Origin of the sequence: Curtobacterium phyllosphaerae (assembly GCF_049341865.1) — a bacterium.
Classification (GTDB): domain Bacteria; phylum Actinomycetota; class Actinomycetes; order Actinomycetales; family Microbacteriaceae; genus Curtobacterium; species Curtobacterium phyllosphaerae.
This window is the reverse complement of sequence record NZ_JBMPIU010000004.1, coordinates 58,187-76,915: the sequence shown is the minus strand read 5'-3', so window position 1 is coordinate 76,915 and position 18,729 is coordinate 58,187. Positions and strand designations below refer to the sequence as shown.

Below are 18,729 nucleotides of genomic sequence, written 5' to 3'. Positions count from 1 at the left end.
ACATCTCCCGCGATCCGCGACGTCGCGAAACGCTGGGAATGTCGCTCGATGCGCGGTCATGAAGCGGAGGCCCGCGAGCTCCCGGCGGACACGGAGGCGCCCGCGAGCTCCCGGCGGACACGCGGACGGTGTGTCGGACGGGAGGCGCGCCCCACCTCCGCCGGACCCGGTAACGTCGGTCGGGCCGACAAGCGACCGACCTGCGGGACGACGACGTCCCGCAGCACGAGGAGGACCACGTGGCCGAGACCAGGACCGAACCGCAGCCGAGGACCGAGCCGGGGAACGAGCCCGGCACGCGGACCGAGACGGACTCGCTGGGGAGCCGGGAGGTCCCGGCCGACGCGTACTGGGGGATCAACACCCTCCGCGCGTTGGAGAACTTCCCGATCACCTCGGTCCCGATCTCCGTCTACCCGGACCTGATCGAGGCCCTCGTCACGGTGAAGCAGGCGGCCGCCCGGGCGAACAAGGCGATCGGCGTGATCGACGCCCGACACGCGGACGTCATCGACCGGGCCGCACAGGAGGTCCGCGACGGCGCACTCCGCGAGCAGTTCGTCGTCGACGTCGTGCAGGGCGGTGCGGGCACCTCCACGAACATGAACACGAACGAGGTGCTGGCGAACCGTGCCCTCGAACTCCTCGGACACGCCAAGGGCGACTACGACGAGCTGCACCCCATCGACCACGTCAACCGCTCGCAGTCGACGAACGACACGTACCCGACCTCGATCAAGCTCGCGATGATCTTCGGGACGCGCCGGCTCGCGGACGCGCTCGACGAGCTGAGCGACGCGTTCGCCGAGCGCGGCCGGGCCTTCGCCGGTGTGCTCAAGGTCGGACGCACACAGCTGCAGGACGCCGTGCCGATGACGCTCGGGCAGGAGTTCACCGGGTTCGCGCACACCATCGCCGAGGACGCCGTGATGCTCCGCAAGGTCGTGCCGCTGCTGGCCGAGATGAACCTCGGCGCGACCGCGATCGGCACCGGGATCACCGCCGACCCGCAGTACCGTGCCGAGGTCCGCGAGCAGCTCGTCAGAGCGTCGGGCATCGACGTCGTCACGGCCCCGGACCTCATCGAGGCGACGAGCGACGCCGGAGTGTTCCTGACGCTGTCCGGCACGGTCAAGCGGAGCGCCGCGAAGCTCTCGAAGATCTGCAACGACCTCCGACTGCTCGCCTCGGGGCCGCAGGCGGGTCTCGGCGAGATCACCCTGCCCGCCCGGCAGGCCGGCTCGTCCATCATGCCGGGCAAGGTGAACCCGGTGATCCCCGAGGTCGTCAACCAGATCGCGTTCGCGGTGGCCGGCGCGGACACCACCGTGACGATGGCGGCCGAGGGCGGACAGTTGCAGCTCAACGCATTCGAACCGATCATCACGCACGCGATCCTGCAGAGCCTCCAGTGGATGGCGAACGGCTGCGCGACGCTCCGCGTGCACTGCGTCACCGGCATCGAGGCGAACGAGGCCAAGCTCGCGGCGCAGGTCGACACGAACGTCGGCGTGGTCACCGCGCTGACCCCGTACATCGGCTACGCGGCGGCGGCCTCGATCGCGCACACGGCTCTGACGACCTCGACGCCGATCGCGACCCTCGTCGTCGCAGCGGGGCTGATGGACGAGGTCCAGGTGCAGCGAGTGCTCTCACCGGCCCGGCTCTCCGGCATCGAGTTCGCGACCGGGGCGATCCCGGTGATCACGGACGAGATGCTCGCAGCCGAAGCGGCTCGACGCGGGACGACGAGCGGTTCCGGCGGCGAGTAGCACGCCGCGGCAGGAGCGAGTAGCGCGCCGCGCCGGGGGCGACCTCAGTCGGTCGCGAGCGGCTGCTCGTCCGCGCCGACCCGGACCTGCCTCGACATGTCCCGGAGGTGCTGCTCGGCGTCCTTCCGGGCCGCCGGCTCCTCGACACCGTCCGCGCGCTGCTCGTCGGCGCGCTCGGCCGCGGCGACGCGGACGTCGTGCGCGGCGGCGACGTCCGCGTCCTGCCACCGCGCCAACGCGAAGTTCCGTCGGACGTCGCGGAGCGGCAGCCGGATCACCCGGTCGGCGTCGATGCCGGCCAGGAGCTGCCGCATCCGGATCACCTCGGAGTCGAGTTCGCCCCCGACGACGAGCACGAAGTTCGACAGGTACAGGTAGACGAGCAGCAGGATCGCTCCACCGAGCCATCCGTAGGCGCTGTTCGACGAGCCGATCGTCTCGACGTAGACGACGAAGCCGAACGTGGCGACGGCCCACGCGATGATCGCGAACGCGGCACCGGCGGACACCCATCGCAGCTGCGGCGTCTTGACGTTCGGGGTCGCGTAGTAGAGCACGGCGACCATGACGACGAGCGTGGCGACGAGCACCGGCCACTTGCCGGCGTTCCAGATCCACGCGACCCAGGACGGCCACCCCATCTGGTGGACGACGGCGGCCGCCACGCTCGGCGTCCCGAGGAGGATCCCGATCACGATCGCCCCACCCACCATGATGAGCATCGTGACGAGGAGCATCATGCTCCGGAACTTCCAGATCCGGCGCCCCTCCTCGATCTCGTAGGCGGTGTTCATGGCCCGACCGAACGCGGTGGCGTACCCGGACAGCGACCAGAGCGTCAGCACGAGGCCGATGGCGAACGCGAGCCACGGGTTGTCGAGCTGGGTGAGCTGCCGGAGGGGTGTCTCCAGGTGCCGAGCGGTCTCCGGCCGGATGATCGCGCCGATGAGCGTGATGATGTCGGCGATCGCGTCGGTCCCCCGGTCGAGGATCGACAACGCCGACACGACGGCCAGCGCGGTCGGGAACACCGTCAGCGTCGCGAAGAAGGTGAGCGACGCGGCGGCGTCGACGACCCGGTGCCGGATGACCTGATGGGTCGTCCGGCGCACGACGGCACGGACGCCGGCACGCTGGAGGTCACGAGCGTCCGAGTCCGACATGTCGGCAACGGTACCGCGCCGGTGCCGGACCGGTGACGGACGGGAGGGACGGGACCGCGCCGAGCCGCGCCTCCCGTCCGGCGGATGGTCGCTACCGCGCCGCGGGGTGGAGCGCGTCGTACCGTCGGAACGACGGGACGGCGCGGAGGAGCAGCGCGACCAGCCCGATGATCGCGACGCCGCCGACGATCGGCGGCACGGCGATCCCGGCCGCGACGACCAGCCCGGCGTAGAGGTCGCCGATGCGCGGACCGCCGGTGACCACGACGGTGAAGATGCCCTGGAGCCGTCCGCGCATGCCGTCCGGGGCCGCGGCCTGCAGGATCGTGCCGCGGAAGACCGCGCTGACGTTGTCCGCACCCCCCGCGACGGCGAGGAACAGCGCGGCGAACCCGAGCGCCGGCAGCACACCCGCGGAGAACGCGTCCCCGGCGCGACCGCCGAGGACGTGCGCGAGCGCGATGACGACGCCGAACACCCCGATCGCGCCGCCGTACACCGTGATCGCCCAGCCCACCGCGGCGCCCTGACGTCGGACGGCGCCGAGCCGGCCGGAGAACACGCTCGACACGAGCGCACCGATCGCGTACGCCGCGGTCAGCGCGCCGACCGTGATCGACCCGCCGCCGATGACGAGCGCGCCGATGGCCGGGAACAGCACCCGCGGCTGGCCGAACGTCATCGCGACGATGTCGAGCACGAACGTCATGCCGATCGTCGGCGATCGTCGGAGGAACCGCGCGCCCTCGACGAGACTGCCGAGCCCCGGTTTCTGCACGGTGTGCTCCGGCGCCATCCGCGGGAGCGTGATGATCCCCATGAACGCGAAGCTGAACAGCACGACGTCGATCGTGTACGTCGGGGCGAACCCGACCGCGGCGACGAGGACGCCGGCGACCGCGGGGCCGACCGTGACCGCGAGACCGGAACCGATCCCGCTGAGGGCGCTCGCCGCGGGGAGCAGGTCCGTGCCGATGAGCCGTGGGATGATCGCCGACCGCGACGCGCCGATCACCGTCCCCGCCACCGCGTTCACCGTGGCGAGGACGTAGAGGAGCCCGACGCTCTCGAGACCGAGCCAGGCGTGCAGCGCGATGAGCGCGGTCGAGAGCAGGCCAGGACCGCGGAGATCAACGCGACGCTCCGACGGTCGAACGCGTCGGCGAGCATCCCGCCGTAGAGCCCGGCGATGATCATCGGGACGAGGGCGATCACCCCGACGAGCGACACGGCGAACGTCGACGCGGTGATGTCGTACACCTCGAGCCCGACCGCGACGGCGGTCATCATCGTGCCGATCCCGGCGATGGAACTGCCGATCAGGAGCCGTGCGAACGCCGGCGAGCGGCGCATCGGGGTGAGGTCGGCGAAGATGGAACGGTGGGGGGAGGAGGCGCCGTCGTCGGCAGGAGGTGGTGTCACGGTGGAACCATTCTGCCGTGTGTGCGCGTGGTTGACTGGTCCGCATGACCGACCTCTCCCAGAAGCCCGAGTTCGACGCCCCCGAGGGCCCTGCCCCCACCGACCTCGTCGTGACCGACATCGTCGTTGGCGACGGCGACGAAGCGCAGCCCGGCTCGACCGTCAAGGTGCACTACGCCGGCGTCGAGTACGACTCCGGCGAGGAGTTCGACTCGTCGTGGAGCCGCGGCGAGCCGATCGACTTCCCGCTAGCGGCCCTCGTCCGCGGCTGGCAGGAGGGCATCCCCGGCATGAAGGTGGGTGGCCGACGTCAGCTCGTGGTCCCGCCTGAGCTCGCCTACGGCCCGGCCGGCGGCGGACACTTCCTCTCCGGCAAGACCCTGGTCTTCATCATCGACCTGCTCGGCGTGCGCTGATGATGGACGCGACGCTCGCCCCGCTCGTCGAGCTCAACGACGGCCACCGGATGCCGTCGCTCGGCCTCGGGACCTACGGGCTGGACGGCGACGAGGGCACTGCCGCCGTCGGCGCGGGCATCGACGCCGGGTACCGCCTGCTCGACACCGCCCTCAACTACGGCAACGAGGACGCCGTCGGCGCGGCCGTCCGCGGGTCGAGCGTGCCGCGCGACCAGCTCTTCGTCACGACGAAGCTGCCCGGACGACACCACGGGTACGACGAGGCGCACCGGTCGATCGAGGAGTCCCTCGGCAACCTCGGCCTCGAGTACGTCGACCTGTACCTGATCCACTGGCCGAACCCGTCGGTCGACAAGTTCGTCGACACGTGGAAGGCGTTCGTGGACCTGCGGGACAGCGGTGTCGTCCGGTCGATCGGCGTCTCGAACTTCACCGACGCCCACCTGCGGCGGATCGTCGACGCGACCGGGGTCGCCCCTGCGGTCAACCAGGTGGAGCTGCACCCGTACTTCCCGCAGGCGGCGCAGCGGGCGGTCGACGCGTCCCACGGCATCGTCACCGAGAGCTGGAGTCCGCTCGCGACCCAGGGGACGCTCATGGACGAGCCGGTGATCGCCGACGTCGCCGCTCGGCACGGCGTCACGCCGAACCAGGTCGTGCTCCGCTGGCACGTCCAGCTCGGGGCGGTCCCGGTGCCGAAGTCCGGCGACCGGGAGCGTCAGCGCGAGAACCTCGACGTGTTCGGGTTCGCCCTCACGGACGACGAGATGGCATCCATCTCCGGCCTTGAACGCGGCCGTCTCTGGGGTGCCGACCCGGACACCCACGAGGAGATGTAGCGGCGATCCCGGCCCGACGGACGGGGCTACACTTGTAGCCCCGTCCCGAAGGGTGATGTGTGACTGATCCGTCCGAACTCGTCGGCGCGACCGCGGCCGACGATCCACGAGCGACCGAGGTGGAGCGCGAACGTACCTACGTCGACGGCCTGTTCGTCCGCCTCGACGACCTCACCGCCGACGCACGGCGCCGACTCGTCGACACCCGGCGGATCTCGGTCGGTGGCAACCACCAGAGCCGGAGCGAGCGCGACGCGTACGCCCGGCTGTACGAGGACACCATCGCGACCCTGGAACGGGTGGGCGACCGACTCGTGTTCGGTCGGCTCGACGTCGCCGATCCGGAGGGGCCGGACGACACGCACCGCTACATCGGTCGCGTCGGCCTCCGCGACGCCGACCACCGTCCGCTGCTCCTCGACTGGCGGGTCCCGGGTGCCAGTGCGTTCTACCAGGCCACGGCGGCGTACCCGATGGGCATGCGCGCGCGTCGCCACCTGACGCTCGAGGGCCGCCGGGTCGTCGGCGTCGAGGACGAGGTCTTCGACGCGACGCTCTACGACAGCGACCGGACCCACCTGCAGGGCGAGGGCGCGCTGCTCGCCGCCGTCACCGCCGACCGCACCGGCCGGATGACCGACATCGTCGCGACGATCCAGGGCGAGCAGGACCGCATCATCCGATCTCCGCTCGAGGGCGTCCTCATCGTCCAGGGCGGCCCCGGCACCGGGAAGACCGCTGTCGCCCTCCACCGCGCCGCGTACCTGCTGTACTCGTACCGGGAGCGGCTCCGCGGCTCCGGGGTGCTCGTCGTCGGGCCGTCCTCGGCCTTCCTGACCTACATCGAGCAGGTGCTTCCCTCGCTCGGCGAGACAGGCGTCGTGATGGCGTCCCTCGGGTCGCTCTACCCGGGACTCGACGCCACCCGACACGACGACGCGCCGGTCGCCGCGCTGAAGGGCTCCGCCGAGATGGCCGACCTGGTCCGACGTGCGGTCCGCTCCCGGCAGATCGTCCCCACCGCGCCGGTCGTCCTCGACATCGAGGGCGAGCGGCTCGAGGTCCGGCCACAGCTCGTCGCGGACGCGATGCGTCGGGCGCAGGAGCGGGGCAAGCCGCACAACGTCGCACGCGTCACCTTCAACAAGATCGCGCTCGACGCCCTGACCCGCGCGCTCGTGGACGTCATCCGGGAGCGCGGCTCGACCGTGGACGAGTCCGACGAGCGGGTGCTCCGGGAGGACATCCGGTCCTCGCACGACGTCCGCGTCCTGCTGAACGGTGCATGGATGCCGCTCACCGCCGAGAAGTTCATCGAGGACCTCTACGCACGGCCGAACTGGCTCGCGAGCCTCACCGGCCACTGGACGCCCGAGCGTCGCGCGCTGCTCCGCCGGGACCGCGGTGCCGGGTTCACGGTCGAGGACGTCCCGCTCCTCGACGAGGCCGCCGAGCTCCTCGGCCCGTTCGACCCGTCCGGCGGCGCGGCGAAACGGCAGGCCAAGGCGACCCGTCGGCGCGACGTCGAGAACGCGCAGGCCGCGATCGAGAACATGGGCGTCGAGGGCATCGTCAGCGCCGAACAGGTCGCGGGCGCGTTCGCCGAGGGGGGCGATGCCCGATCGACTGCCGAGCGTGCCGCGGACGACCGCGAGTGGACCTACGGCCACATCGTGGTCGACGAGGCGCAGGAGCTCTCCCCGATGCAGTGGCGGGTACTCGCCCGGCGCAACCCCCTCCGGTCGTTCACGATCGTCGGCGACATGGCACAGGGCTCGTCGCCCGCTGCAGCGCGGACCTGGGACGACGTCGTCGGCGCCCTCGCCCGCCGACGCCGTGGGCGCGCGCCACAGGTGCCGATCGAACACCGCGTCGAGCACCTCACCGTGAACTACCGGACCCCGCGGCAGATCGTGGAGGAGGCCGGTGTCTTCGCCGACGCGGCCGGGCTCGCCGTGACGGCCACCCGCACGGTCCGTGACGGGGACCCGGTCGACCGGGTGACCGTGCGCCGTGCCGGCGTCCTGGACGCGGTCGTCGAGCACGTCGAGGCGGAACGTCTGCGGATCGGCTCCGGCACCATCGGCGTCATCGTGCCCGACGAGCTCGTCGACGCCGTCCGGCGTGCCCTCGCCGCGACGACGGACGACGTCCGGGCGCTCGGATCGCCGCGACCGGGCTCCGTGACGGTCTTGACGGGTGCGGAGGCGAAGGGCCTGGAGTTCGACGGCGTCCTGCTCGTCGACCCGGCCGGCGTCGGCGCCGATGCCGCCCGTGCGGCTGCGGCCGTCTACGTCGCGATGACCCGGCCGACGCGGCGCCTCGTGGTGCTCGAGGTCGCCGACGCAGCGCGCGTCGCCGCCTGATCCGTCGCGCTCAGGCGGTCGGGGCGCAGACCCGCGCGACGAGACCGGCGAGCGGTTCCGCGAGCTGTGAACCCGGGACGCTGACCGAGGCACTGTCGACGGTGATGGTCCACGTGAAGTCGTCCCGGACGGCCGGAGCCGACGTCGGTGGGACCGCCGACCTGATCGTGTCGACGAGTGCGGCCCAGTCGGTGTCCTCGCCGACCGCCGCACTGTCCGTCCGCCAGGTCCTGGTCATGCCGGTCACGCCTCCGGTCCGACGCACGACGATGTCCATGCCCCGAACGATACGCCCGCCGCGTGCGGGCGGACCGCGCGGGGTCGTCCGGCCGGATGGCTCAGGGCAGCACGCCGACGGTCCGCCAGGCGTCCTCGACCGCGGACTGCTCGCGCGAACCGTCCCCGAACCGGCTCCCGGCCGCGGTCACCGTCACCCGGGCGAAGCCGGCGAAGTCGATGGCGGCGGTGACCTCGGGCGACGTCAGGGTGTCCCACCAGACAGCGCCGGCACCCTCCCAGGCCTTGCCGCCGATCGCGGTCGCGGCCAGGAAGAAGGCGTGGTTCGGGATGCCCGAGTTCGTGTGCACCCCGCCGTCGTCGTCCTGCGTGTCGACGTAGCCGGCCATCGTGCCGGGTTGCGGGTCCTTGCCGAGGACGTCGTCGTCGTACGCGGTCCCCGGTGCCCGCATCGAGCGGAGGGCCACACCCTGGACCTCGGCCGTGAACAGGCCCTCCCCGATGAGCCAGGACGCCTGGTCCGTCGTCTGCCCCGACGCGTACTGGGCGACGAGCGAACCGAAGACGTCGCTCACCGATTCGTTGAGCGCCCCGGACTGCCCCGCGTAGGTCAGGTTCGCGGTGTACTGCGTCACGCCGTGGGTGAGCTCGTGGCCGATGACGTCGACCGCGATGGTGAAGCGGTTGAACACCTGGCCGTCGCCGTCGCCGAACACCATCTGGGAGCCGTTCCAGTACGCGTTGTCGTAGTCCTGGCCGTAGTGCACACTCGCGACGAGCGGGAGTCCCGCACCGTCGATCGAGGCCCGCCCGAACACGTCGAGGTAGAAGGCGTGGGTGTCGCCGAGGCCGGTGTAGGCCTCGTCGACCGCCGGATCGCCGCTGACCGGCGTGCCCTCGCGGCGCACGACCGTGCCGGGGAGCGTCGTGCCGTGCGCCGCGTCGAAGATGCTCCGCTGGGGCGAGCTCGACGCGGCCGGTGTCGCCGTGGCACGGTGCAGGCCGCCGACGTGCTTGGCGGACGCGACCGCGTCGAGTGACGCGAGGGCGGTCCGGGCCGCGGACGCGGCACGCGGGTACCGCTGCTCGCCCCCGTCGGCGATGGCCTGGAGCAGGTACGGCGGGATCACGGAGTGCCTCATGGGGACACTGTGCGCCACCCCGCCGACAACGAGCAGTGCGCTACCCCTGCTTCCGGTTCGCCACGAGGTCGAGCGCGTACGACTCCCACCACTGTCCGGCGGCGGGCCCGCCGTTGCACGTGCCGTCGCTGAGCCCCGGGGTCTTCACCCAGAGCAGCGCGTCCAGGCGCGTCGTCCCGCCGGTGACGCGCGGCGTCTGGCCGAGGCCGGCGCCCGGCGGGTTGCACCACGTCCCGTGCCACCCGGTACCGTTCCGGGAGACGTCGATGACGAAGTGCGGGTCGCCGCCGATGCGGTCCGAGAGCTCGTCCGCGTAGGACCGCTCCGGGTCGACGCCGTAGAAGTTCGACACGTTCGTGAAGAACCCCTGGGTGTCGTCGACCCCCGCTTCGCGGAGCCGGGTCGCCATGGTCCCCACCGGGACGCGGTTCTCGTTCCCGCCGTCCAGGTACACCGTCAGTCCGTGCCCGGACAACGCCGCGACGGCCTGCCGCAGGAGCGGGATCCGCCCGTGCTCGAGACGCTTGCAGTTCGAGATCTGGGCGATCGAGTCCGGTTCGACGAGCACCACGGCATGCGATCCCCGCATCGCCCGCGCCACGGCCCGAACCCAGGGGATGTACTCCCGCATCGAGTTCCCGCCCCCGGAGTAGCTGCCGCAGTCGCGGTCCGGGATGTCGTACAGCACGAACACGGGTGTCTTCCCCGCCTGTTCCGCGTTCGCGACGACGGCGTCCACGGTGCGGACGGTCGACGCCACGGACGAACTCGTCAACCAGGTCGCGATGGGTTGGTCGGCGATCCGGGCGATCTCGTCCGCCGTGCCGGTGTCGCCGCGGTCACGCGCGGCGACCTCCTGCATCCCGGGCCGGTTCTGCGCCGGGGGTTGCCGGGCCAGACCGCCGGGGAACGCCGCGGCGGCGGTCTTCCGGGGCAGGATCGTCCGGCTCGGGGACGGTTCGGACACGAGACCTCCGGTTCCGGGGACGACGACGGTGAGCACGAGGACGACGACGGCGACCAGGAGGACGGCGACGATCCCCATCACGGTCCACTGCCGCCGTGCACTCGAGCGCGCACCCACGACGGACGGGCCGCCCGTCGTCGGGTCGCCCGTCGTCGGGTCGCCCGTCGTCGGGTCGCCCGTCGTCGGGTCGCCCGTCTCCGGGTGTGGGGTGCTGGCCATTCGTCGGACCTCCGCCGGCTGGTCGGACACGGGGTTCGTGAGCCGCACCGTCGCGGATCCGTGCTCCTACTCTCGCACCGCGCGCACCTCGGACGCCAGTCCTGGCAGGTCGTCGCGCGCCCGACCGGGGAGCCCGGGCGTCCGTGCAGGCGCGTGCCAGGCCGCGGCCAGCATCGTGCCCGACACTGACTGGATGCTCCGGAAGTTCCTGCTCCTGCTCCTGACGGCGGGCTACGCCTGGGTCGTGTGGCGGATGACGCTCACGCCGCAGGTGTTCACGAGTTCCGGGCAGCACTTCGTCGGCACCGTCCTCCGGTTCGCACAGGGCCACGCGGCGACCGACTGGCTGACCTACGACCGCGCCGAGTTCCTGGCGAACGTCGCGATGTTCGTGCCGATCGGCATGATCGGTGCGATGTGGCTGCCGCGTCGCGCCTGGCTCGTCGCCGCCGTCCTCGCGGTGGCGCTCTCCGTCGGCATCGAGTTCGTGCAGCTGACCGCGCTGCCGACCCGTGTCGCCGATCCCCGCGACGTCCTCTCGAACGGCCTCGGCGGGTTGCTCGGAGCGACGCTCGTCGGTGCCGTCCGGAGTGCGATGCCCGAGCGACGTCGCCGCATCCGCACCGTCTGAACGGCGCCGTTCGCCGCGCGGCGGGTCGCCCGACCGACCCAATGCAGACGGAGGCCGGGATGCCGGACAGGGACGCGCCTCCAGTGCGAGGGGCACCCGTTCTGGTACTGGCTCCGACCCCGCCACCCGACCATGCTTGCAAGCGGGGGGCGTGTTCCGAGCGCCGCCCGTCAGGAGCACCGTGACGACACCGCCGACCGACGCCGCGACCGATCTCGACGACCTCACGCGGCGGATCCCCGGGCAGGCGCTCATGGCCGAGTGCGTCCGGCTGCAGGCGCAGCACGCACCCCGGGGACGGGTGGCACGCATCCTCGGGGCGCACGCCATCGCGCCGGAGGCCAAGTCCTGGTACGCCGGAGCCGTCGGCGAGCGGATCACCGCCCGGCTCCTCGACTCGCTCGGACCCGACCACGTCGTCCTGCACTCCGTGCCGGTCTCGGCGAGCGGAACGGACATCGACCACCTCGTGATCGGGCCGATCGGCATCGTCACGATCAACACCAAGCACCATCGCGACGCACGGGTCTGGGTGGCCGGCGACACCGTCCTCGTCAACGGCCGCCACGAACCGTACGTGCACGCCGCCGCGTCCGAGCGTCGTCGGGTCGTGCGTGTCCTCGCGGGGATGACCCTCCCGATCGCACCCGTCACGAGCATCGTCGCCGTCGTCGACGCGGCATCGGTCGTGGTCCGCTCCGAACCCGAGGGCGTGTCCGTCATCGACGCCCGACGTCTCGTGCGTACGCTCCGCCGGATGCCCGCGGTCCTGTCGCCGGACGCGGTCTGGGCGTTGGCCGGGGCGCTCGCGTCGGGCGCCACCTGGCAGGGCGGTGAGGCCCCGGTGCTCGGCGCAGCGGACGACGACGTCGTGGGACGGTTCGCGGTGATCGAACGGGAGGCGCGGGTCGCGCGAGCGGTGCGGCTCACCTGGGTGGGTGGTGCGGGAGCAGTGCTCGCCGGGGGAGCGGTCGCACTCGCGGCGGCGATCCCGGGCGCCGTGTCGTTCTTCGCGGGGCTCGGCGCGGGCCTCGGGTTCTAGGGGTCATCCGGTACCCGCGCTCTGCTAAGATCGTCAGGTTGCCGTCAGAACGGCCGCGGACAAAGAGCGCCCATACATCCGGTGTGCGGCACCGCGCAACAAGCAGAGAGGGGATCACCTATGGCACTCGAACCGAACGTCAAGAAGGCGATCATCGAAGAGTACGCGACCCACCCGGGCGACACGGGATCCCCCGAGGTCCAGGTGGCGGTCATGACCCAGCGCATCCGGGACCTCACCGAGCACCTCAAGGAGCACAAGCACGACCACCACTCGCGTCGTGGTCTGCTGCTGCTCGTCGGTCAGCGTCGTCGCATGCTCGGATACCTCTCCGACGTCGACATCAACCGCTACCGTGCGCTCATCGAGCGTCTCGGGCTGCGTCGATAGGTCTGCACCTGTAGGTCTGCATCTGTAGGTCTGCACCCGTCGGGTCGCGATCGCGTCGGGCGTACAGCACCCGGTGATCGAAGTGCCTCAGCCGCGCTGAGGAACCTGTCTTGACACGAACGCCCCGTCTCTCCTCGGAGGGGCGGGGCGTTCTGCATGCCGTGGTGCGGTCGGCCCGGCGGCCGCGCCCCCCGCCGCCGCCGCGCCCCGCGAGTGAGTAGTAATCGTCGGATCGTCGCCGTGCAGCCGACGATTGCTGCTCACTCGACGGCGGCGGCGGCGCCGAGGTCGATGCGCTGGTCACACCAATCCGCCACGCGCGGGTCATGCGTGGCGATGACGATCGCGGACCCGGCGTCGCGCATCTCGCCGAGGACGGACAGGACCATCGCGACGTTGTCGTCATCGAGCGCGGCTGACGGCTCGTCGGCGACGACCACCCGCGGTGCCTTGAGCAAGAGTCTGGCGAGCGCGATCCGCTGCTGTTCGCCGCCGCTCATCGAGTAGGTCTTCCGGTGTCCGGCGCCCGCGAGCCCGACGCGCTCCAACGCCGATGCTCGACGTTCTGCCCGCTCCGCGCGACGGATCCGTCGACCGATGAACGCGGGGTCGAGGTTCCGGTCAACGGTCCAGTTCTCGACGAGCGCGTAGTTCTGGAACAGATGCCCGACGCCCATGCGGAAGTGGTGACGTTGCGCGGCTCGGCCGATCCGTGTGACGTCGGCCCCATCGAGTTCGAGTCTGCCGTCGTCGACACGGTCGAGCAGTCCGACGCAGTGGAGCAGTGTCGACTTGCCGGAACCGCTGGGGCCGACGATGGCGGCGGTCTCGGCGCTCCGGATCGAGAACGACACGTCCGTCCAGATCGGGACGGCCCCGTGACGCTTGCCGAGATCGCGGGCACTGATGACCGGTGCGTCGAGGATGGGGTCGTCGACGTGGATCGGGGCAACGGTGGTCAAGGGACTCCTTCGATCGGGGCGGTCGGCGGTGGTCATGATCGGCGGACGGTGTCGAGGCGGACACGGCGTCGGTGCCAGGCGAGTGCGACCGCCACCAGCGCGAGGTCGGCGCACGCGACCGCGCCTGCAACGACCATCGAGCGCGGATCCGTGGGAACGACCCACGGGACGAACGGCGCGGAGGCGGTGAATCCGATCACCGCGACGCCGTTCGCGATCGCGAGCGCGACGATGAACCCCCACCGCCGCCCGCCACCGTGCGTCCAGTGAGTGAAGTCGATGCGGCGACGACGTTCTGCCTGCGCGCTCGCGAGCAGCACCGCCGCGAGGACAGTGGCGAACGCGCCGAGGACTCCGGTCTCGATGGTGTCGCGGACGGCTTGCTCCTTGAGGAGCAGCTCGTTCGCAGCGATGGCGCGGGCGCTGTCGACATGTCCGACCTGGGTTCTGAGTCCAGCATCATCGAGTGCCGCGAGGAGCGATCGTCGGTCCTCGAAGAGCACCTGGGCCGAGGTGACGCTCGCTGCCAACCAGTTGTCCGAGAGGAAGTCCGGGGAAGCGGGCAGGACGGCGATGATCGGATCGACCTGCGAGCTCGTTTCGTCGCCTCCGGCAGCTCCGTAGTTGAAAACGTGTTGGCCCGGGGCAGTGCGGAGGACATCGATCAGGATGCCGGACTCGGCGACCACGGTGCGGTCATCGCTGAAGTTCGATCGTTGTGACCGCGCCCAATCACCCCATTCCTGCCTGACACCGCGCAGGTCGTGCACGGCGGACGGGACGAGGAGTGTGAGCTTCGACGGGTCGAGACGCTCGCGGGCGACGCATGTGTCGTCAGCGAGCCGCACGCATTGCTCCCGGAGGTACCGGTGGTTGACGATCAACGAATTGCCGTTCCACGGTCCGCCGTTCTCGGACGCCGAGGGTTCATGGATCGTGATGAGGACGAGCCCCTCGGCGTCCTGCCCTCGGATGACAGCCGCGAGCGGTGCTTCGGTGCGGTCGGTCCGATCGAGGTTGCTGGTGAGTGACATCGCGAGCCAGTCGGCGGTCCGTGACCAGTCGGCGCGCTCGGTGGTGCTCCGAAGCGCCGTGGCGCCGACCACGAGCGTGGAGAGCATGATGCTCATGAGCAATGCGAGCGCGATGGTGTGCAGGCCGACGACGCCGGCCAACGCGGTCTTCGACGGCGCGCAGCCGTTGATCGCGGCTGCGGGCCGTGTCCGGACCCCGATCAGGCTCGTCATCGTGATCGTCGCGACGAGCAGGAGAGCGATGACGGCGTACCCGACTGCCGCGTTGCCGGCGAACCGCGTCCACTGCGCGAGGCCGTTGTACCAGATGAGCGCTGGCACGGAGCAGACCAGCCCGACCACCCCGAGGCCGACGCAGAGCACGATGCCGTGCCCCGCGTGGCCGAGGACCGATCGTGCCGTCGCGCGACCGTTGACCTGCTGGATCGCGTCGCGGCGACGGACGGACAACGTCCAGAATGCGGCACCGAGGACGACGAGGATGCCGCCCGCGAGCATGAGCGGGAGGGTCGGGGTCGTGACCGCGGCCCAGCTGAGCATGCGCAGTGGCGAGGTGCGCAGCGTGCTCACCGAGAGGCCGTGTTCCTGGAGGTCCGCGGCGACCCGGTCGACGGCGTCGGGGCTGTTCGACGAGATGTACATGCCGTTCAGGTGGTTCAACGGCAGTGGACCCGAGCGGACGTGCGTGCGGAGCGACCGGCTGAAGTCCCGGTATGCACCGACCGCTGGTGAGGACGCCCCACGGTTGACGAGGGTGAACACGCGCTCGCCCACGCCGACCGACGGCGATCCGCGCTTGATGAAGGACACTGCCTGCGAGCGGGCAGCGGCCACGATGGTCGCGCGCGATTCACGGAGCGTGAGTTCGGAGTTCGAGTCCCAGATCGTCAGGACCGTGGTCGCGCCCTGGGGGATCTGTTCGTCGCTCGCGCGCGTGTAGAGGAACGCTGTGAGCAGGCAGATGAGGACTGCCGCGGCGGTGCTGGTACGGAGGAGCATGCGATCCCTCTCGTGAGCGGACGACGCGCCCGCGGACCGGAGCCCGCGGGCGCGTGGGGGGAACGTTCGATCAGCCGAACCGGTAGTAGGCGGTGTTGCCGGCGATCGTCGAGCTGATCGACGCGTTCGAGGTCAGCCGCGGATCGACGAGCCGACTCGACTTCTTCCAGCCTTCGCCGTTGATGACCGATGACCCGTGCTTCCGCGTGTAGTGGTAGAAGTTCGAGTAGACCTGCCCGTTCTTGATGCCGTGGTACCAGGTGCCACCGCCTTCCGGGAACTCGACGAAGTCCTTGTCCTTCCGCGTGCTGATCCCGGAGGGTTCGACGACACCGAACCCCTCATCGGCATCGACGACGCGGACGAGGGCTGCGCCAGATTCATCGGCGGTCGCGCTCGGTGCTGCGTGCGCGGCAACGGGCACGACGAGCGCCGCGCCGAGGGCGACCACTGCAGCCGAGCAAGCGATCATGCGGATCTTCATGGGAGGGCCTTTCATCCTGGCCGCGGCGTCGTGCCACGGCTCACGAGGAACATATATCCAAAATATGTATTGAACAAGCTCCAGCTGGACCTTGGCGGAATGGGGCGCTCACCCGACGTGTTCGGGTACGGTGTACATGCAAACGCATCGAACGCGTGCAGCATCGAGCAAGGAGCACACCGTGCAGTTCGGCATCTTCACCGTCGGGGACCTCACCACCGACCCCACGACCGGCCACACCCCGAGCGAAGCCGAGCGCATCCAGGCCGTCCTGACCATCGCGCAGAAGGTGGAGGAGGTCGGGCTCGACGTCTTCGCGACGGGCGAGCACCACAACCCGCCGTTCGTCCCGAGCTCTCCGACCACCTTGCTCGGCTACATCGCGGCGAAGACCGAGCGGATCATCCTCAGCACGAGCACGACGCTCATCACCACGAACGACCCAGTGAAGATCGCCGAGGACTTCGCCATGCTCCAGCACGTCGCCCGAGGTCGCACCGACCTCATCCTCGGGCGTGGCAACACCGGCCCGGTCTACCCGTGGTTCGGCAAGGACATCCGTCAGGGCCTCAACCTCGCGATCGAGAACTACGCGCTCCTCCGCCGACTCTGGGACGAAGAGGTCGTCGACTGGCAGGGCCACTTCCGTACCCCGCTGCAGGGCTTCACGTCGACCCCGCGTCCGCTCGACGGTGTCGCTCCGTTCGTCTGGCACGGCTCGATCCGCACGCCCGAGATCGCCGAGCAGGCCGCGTACTACGGCGACGGGTTCTTCGCGAACCACATCTTCTGGCCCGCGAGCCACACTGCGCAGATGGTGCGGCTCTACCGCGAGCGCTTCGAACACCACGGCCACGGTCCGGCCGCGAACGCGATCGTCGGACTCGGCGGGCAGGTGTTCATGGCGAAGAACTCGCAGGACGCCGTGCGGCAGTTCCGCCCGTACTTCGACAACGCGCCGGTGTACGGCCACGGCCCGAGCCTGGAGGACTTCTCGAGTCAGACCCCGCTCACGGTCGGCAGCCCGCAGGAGGTCATCGACCGTACCCTCGGGTTCCGCGAGTACGTCGGCGACTACCAGCGCCAGCTCTTCCTCATGGACCATGCGGGGCTGCCGCTGAAGACCGTGCTCGAGCAACTCGACATCCTCGGAGGAGAGGTCGTGCCCGTGCTCCGCCGGGAGTTCGCCGCGCGACGACCCGCCGACGTCCCCGACGCGCCGACCCACGCATCGCTCGTGGCCGCCGCGGTGGCGACACTCGCACCGGCATCCACCGCCTCGACCTCCGAGACGGTGTCCGCATGACCACCATCGCCGTCGTCTCGGCCGGACTCTCCGACCCGTCGTCATCGCGCCTGCTGGCGGACCGACTGGCGGACGCGGCCGTGTCCGCGCTGGCCGACCCGTCCCTCCCGTCCGACGCCGCCGGCGCGTTCCGGACGCACGACACTGAACGGACGGGAGGCGCAACCCGCATCGTGCACGTCGACCTGCGTCCGTTGGCCCATCAGATCACCGACGCCATGCTCACGCGGTTCGCACCACCCGCGCTCGACGCGGCGATCGCGGCGGTCGTCGGCGCGGACGCGCTCGTCTTCGTCGCGCCGGTGTTCACGGCCGGCATGAGCGGTCTCGCGAAGTCCTTCCTGGACGTGCTCGAGCCCACCGCGCTCGTCGACATGCCCGTGCTCGTCGGGGCGACCGCAGGCTCGTCGCGGCACTCCCTGGTGATCGAGCACGGCATGCGTCCGGTGTTCTCGTACCTGCGGGCCTCGGTCGTGCCGACCGCGGTGTTCGTCGCGACCGACGACTGGGGGAGTGCTGAGGCAGCCGTCGGGCTCGAGCAGCGAGTCGGTCGTGCTGGCGAGGAACTCGCTCACGGCATCCGGGTGTCGCGTCGTCGTCCGGTGGCTGCGTCCGCCGCCGTGACGGACTTCGCCAGTCTGCTGGGCTCGCTGGGACAGTAACTGCGTGGCGGTCGCCCATCCTGGTGATCGGTCGCTCTTCCGGCAGCTGATGCTCCTTCCTGCAGCTGATGCTCGTTCCGGCAACCGATGCTGCTGCCTGTCGAGGTTGGATGTCCCGAGCACGGCTCGTCCGCGGACAAGACCGAGGCGTGCACCAGCGTCGGCGTCGACCGTGCCGCGCACCCGTCGGCACGCGGCACGGTCGCACCCTCGATCGCTACTTGATCCCGAGCGCGTCCTTGACCTTCCGCACGATCCAGTCGATCGCCTGACCTGCGTTGATCCAGTTCAGGATCTGGTCCCGGTTCGCGTACACCCAGTTGATCGCTCGCTGTCCGAACTGCGTGATGATCTGGATGATGCGTGTGAACGCTGCCATGGCAGTGCCCCCTTCTGTCGATGATGAACGGGTAGTCGGACTGTCCGGTACCCCGCCGCGTCCATGCGGTGGAGTGACCCTGTCATTAAAGAATTTGAAATGTCAACGCCTGTGGAAACATCATGCGTGACAGGTTTTGGATCTGATCTTCGGTGCTACGCTCGGACCTCGACATCGAGGAGGGGCGTATGACGATCGCGGAACCACACCGATCCAGGGAGAACCGGCGAGCCTCAGGCCGACCGGATGTCCTTGGACGCGCTCTCCGCGCGGAGCTCATCCGGGTACTTCACC

19 protein-coding genes are annotated in these 18,729 nt (G+C 70.5%); 9 read left to right on the top strand and 10 right to left on the bottom strand.

The window, feature by feature from the left end; translation table 11 throughout:
* The first annotated feature begins 239 nt into the window (after nucleotides 1–239).
* The gene (locus tag ACO0E0_RS08440; protein WP_422870968.1) at nucleotides 240–1,772 is read left to right on the top strand and encodes an aspartate ammonia-lyase; all 1,533 of its coding nucleotides are present in this window, start codon (nucleotides 240–242) and stop codon (nucleotides 1,770–1,772) included.
* Between the two features lie 44 nt (nucleotides 1,773–1,816).
* Here the strand turns inward: ACO0E0_RS08440 and ACO0E0_RS08435 are convergent, their stop codons facing one another.
* The 3 genes from ACO0E0_RS08435 to ACO0E0_RS08425 form a co-directional block, all read right to left on the bottom strand.
* Nucleotides 1,817–2,935, bottom strand: a complete 1,119-nt coding sequence (locus ACO0E0_RS08435; RefSeq protein WP_422870967.1) for a YihY/virulence factor BrkB family protein — start codon at nucleotides 2,933–2,935, stop codon at nucleotides 1,817–1,819.
* A 91-nt stretch (nucleotides 2,936–3,026) separates the two neighbouring features.
* Entirely contained in the window at nucleotides 3,027–4,025 is a 999-nt protein-coding gene (locus ACO0E0_RS08430; RefSeq protein WP_422871268.1) for an MFS transporter, read from the bottom strand.
* On the bottom strand, nucleotides 3,968–4,357 hold the full coding sequence (locus tag ACO0E0_RS08425) for an MFS transporter (protein WP_422871267.1): 390 nt from the start codon (nucleotides 4,355–4,357) through the stop codon (nucleotides 3,968–3,970). Before ACO0E0_RS08425 ends, ACO0E0_RS08430 begins: the two co-directional genes overlap by 58 nt.
* Nucleotides 4,358–4,401: 44 nt before the next feature.
* On the opposite strand from ACO0E0_RS08425, the gene ACO0E0_RS08420 reads away from it, so the two are divergent.
* Genes ACO0E0_RS08420 through ACO0E0_RS08410 form a run of 3 tightly spaced genes read left to right on the top strand, consistent with a single transcriptional unit; the run spans nucleotide 4,402 to nucleotide 7,981 of the window.
* The gene (locus ACO0E0_RS08420) at nucleotides 4,402–4,773 is read left to right on the top strand and encodes an FKBP-type peptidyl-prolyl cis-trans isomerase (protein ID WP_422870966.1); all 372 of its coding nucleotides are present in this window, start codon (nucleotides 4,402–4,404) and stop codon (nucleotides 4,771–4,773) included.
* Nucleotides 4,773–5,615: an aldo/keto reductase gene (locus ACO0E0_RS08415; RefSeq protein ID WP_422870965.1), complete on the top strand. Its 843-nt coding sequence runs from the start codon at nucleotides 4,773–4,775 to the stop codon at nucleotides 5,613–5,615. Before ACO0E0_RS08420 ends, ACO0E0_RS08415 begins: the two co-directional genes overlap by 1 nt.
* Nucleotides 5,616–5,674: 59 nt before the next feature.
* Nucleotides 5,675–7,981, top strand: coding sequence for a HelD family protein (locus ACO0E0_RS08410; RefSeq protein WP_422870964.1), 2,307 nt, complete (start codon nucleotides 5,675–5,677; stop codon nucleotides 7,979–7,981).
* 10 nt (nucleotides 7,982–7,991) lie between these two features.
* Here ACO0E0_RS08410 and ACO0E0_RS08405 read toward each other — a convergent pair whose 3' ends face one another.
* The 3 genes from ACO0E0_RS08405 to ACO0E0_RS08395 form a co-directional block, all read right to left on the bottom strand.
* Nucleotides 7,992–8,258, bottom strand: a complete 267-nt coding sequence (locus tag ACO0E0_RS08405) for a protealysin inhibitor emfourin (RefSeq protein ID WP_422870963.1) — start codon at nucleotides 8,256–8,258, stop codon at nucleotides 7,992–7,994.
* A gap of 61 nt (nucleotides 8,259–8,319) precedes the next feature.
* Nucleotides 8,320–9,360, bottom strand: coding sequence for a M4 family metallopeptidase (locus ACO0E0_RS08400; protein WP_422870962.1), 1,041 nt, complete (start codon nucleotides 9,358–9,360; stop codon nucleotides 8,320–8,322).
* Between the two features lie 40 nt (nucleotides 9,361–9,400).
* The gene (locus ACO0E0_RS08395) at nucleotides 9,401–10,546 is read right to left on the bottom strand and encodes a glycoside hydrolase family 6 protein (RefSeq protein ID WP_422870961.1); all 1,146 of its coding nucleotides are present in this window, start codon (nucleotides 10,544–10,546) and stop codon (nucleotides 9,401–9,403) included.
* Nucleotides 10,547–10,721: 175 nt separating this feature from the next.
* Between ACO0E0_RS08395 and ACO0E0_RS08390 the strand changes: the two genes are divergently transcribed.
* From ACO0E0_RS08390 to rpsO, 3 genes are all read left to right on the top strand, one after another.
* A complete protein-coding gene (locus ACO0E0_RS08390; protein ID WP_422870960.1) occupies nucleotides 10,722–11,177 on the top strand; it encodes a VanZ family protein in 456 nt (151 codons plus the stop codon).
* A gap of 181 nt (nucleotides 11,178–11,358) precedes the next feature.
* On the top strand, nucleotides 11,359–12,219 hold the full coding sequence (locus ACO0E0_RS08385) for a nuclease-related domain-containing protein (protein ID WP_422870959.1): 861 nt from the start codon (nucleotides 11,359–11,361) through the stop codon (nucleotides 12,217–12,219).
* A 120-nt stretch (nucleotides 12,220–12,339) separates the two neighbouring features.
* Nucleotides 12,340–12,609: a 30S ribosomal protein S15 gene (rpsO, locus tag ACO0E0_RS08380; protein ID WP_422870958.1), complete on the top strand. Its 270-nt coding sequence runs from the start codon at nucleotides 12,340–12,342 to the stop codon at nucleotides 12,607–12,609.
* A 260-nt stretch (nucleotides 12,610–12,869) separates the two neighbouring features.
* Here rpsO and ACO0E0_RS08375 read toward each other — a convergent pair whose 3' ends face one another.
* From ACO0E0_RS08375 to ACO0E0_RS08365, 3 genes are all read right to left on the bottom strand, one after another.
* Complete coding sequence (locus ACO0E0_RS08375; protein WP_422870957.1) at nucleotides 12,870–13,571, bottom strand: ATP-binding cassette domain-containing protein; 702 nt, start codon at nucleotides 13,569–13,571, stop codon at nucleotides 12,870–12,872.
* 32 nt (nucleotides 13,572–13,603) lie between these two features.
* Nucleotides 13,604–15,604: a hypothetical protein gene (locus ACO0E0_RS08370; protein ID WP_422870956.1), complete on the bottom strand. Its 2,001-nt coding sequence runs from the start codon at nucleotides 15,602–15,604 to the stop codon at nucleotides 13,604–13,606.
* A gap of 70 nt (nucleotides 15,605–15,674) precedes the next feature.
* Nucleotides 15,675–16,088 (bottom strand): lactococcin 972 family bacteriocin, encoded by a 414-nt coding sequence (locus ACO0E0_RS08365; RefSeq protein ID WP_422870955.1) that lies wholly within the window; start codon nucleotides 16,086–16,088, stop codon nucleotides 15,675–15,677.
* Between the two features lie 181 nt (nucleotides 16,089–16,269).
* Between ACO0E0_RS08365 and ACO0E0_RS08360 the strand changes: the two genes are divergently transcribed.
* Both ACO0E0_RS08360 and ACO0E0_RS08355 read left to right on the top strand, forming a co-directional pair.
* Entirely contained in the window at nucleotides 16,270–17,394 is a 1,125-nt protein-coding gene (locus tag ACO0E0_RS08360; protein WP_422871266.1) for an LLM class flavin-dependent oxidoreductase, read from the top strand.
* Nucleotides 17,391–18,056 (top strand): CE1759 family FMN reductase, encoded by a 666-nt coding sequence (locus tag ACO0E0_RS08355; RefSeq protein ID WP_422870954.1) that lies wholly within the window; start codon nucleotides 17,391–17,393, stop codon nucleotides 18,054–18,056. Before ACO0E0_RS08360 ends, ACO0E0_RS08355 begins: the two co-directional genes overlap by 4 nt.
* A 217-nt stretch (nucleotides 18,057–18,273) precedes the next feature.
* On the opposite strand, the gene ACO0E0_RS08350 is transcribed toward ACO0E0_RS08355, so the two are convergent.
* Nucleotides 18,274–18,435: an aureocin A53 family class IId bacteriocin gene (locus ACO0E0_RS08350; RefSeq protein WP_422870953.1), complete on the bottom strand. Its 162-nt coding sequence runs from the start codon at nucleotides 18,433–18,435 to the stop codon at nucleotides 18,274–18,276.
* Nucleotides 18,436–18,729: the final 294 nt, after the last annotated feature.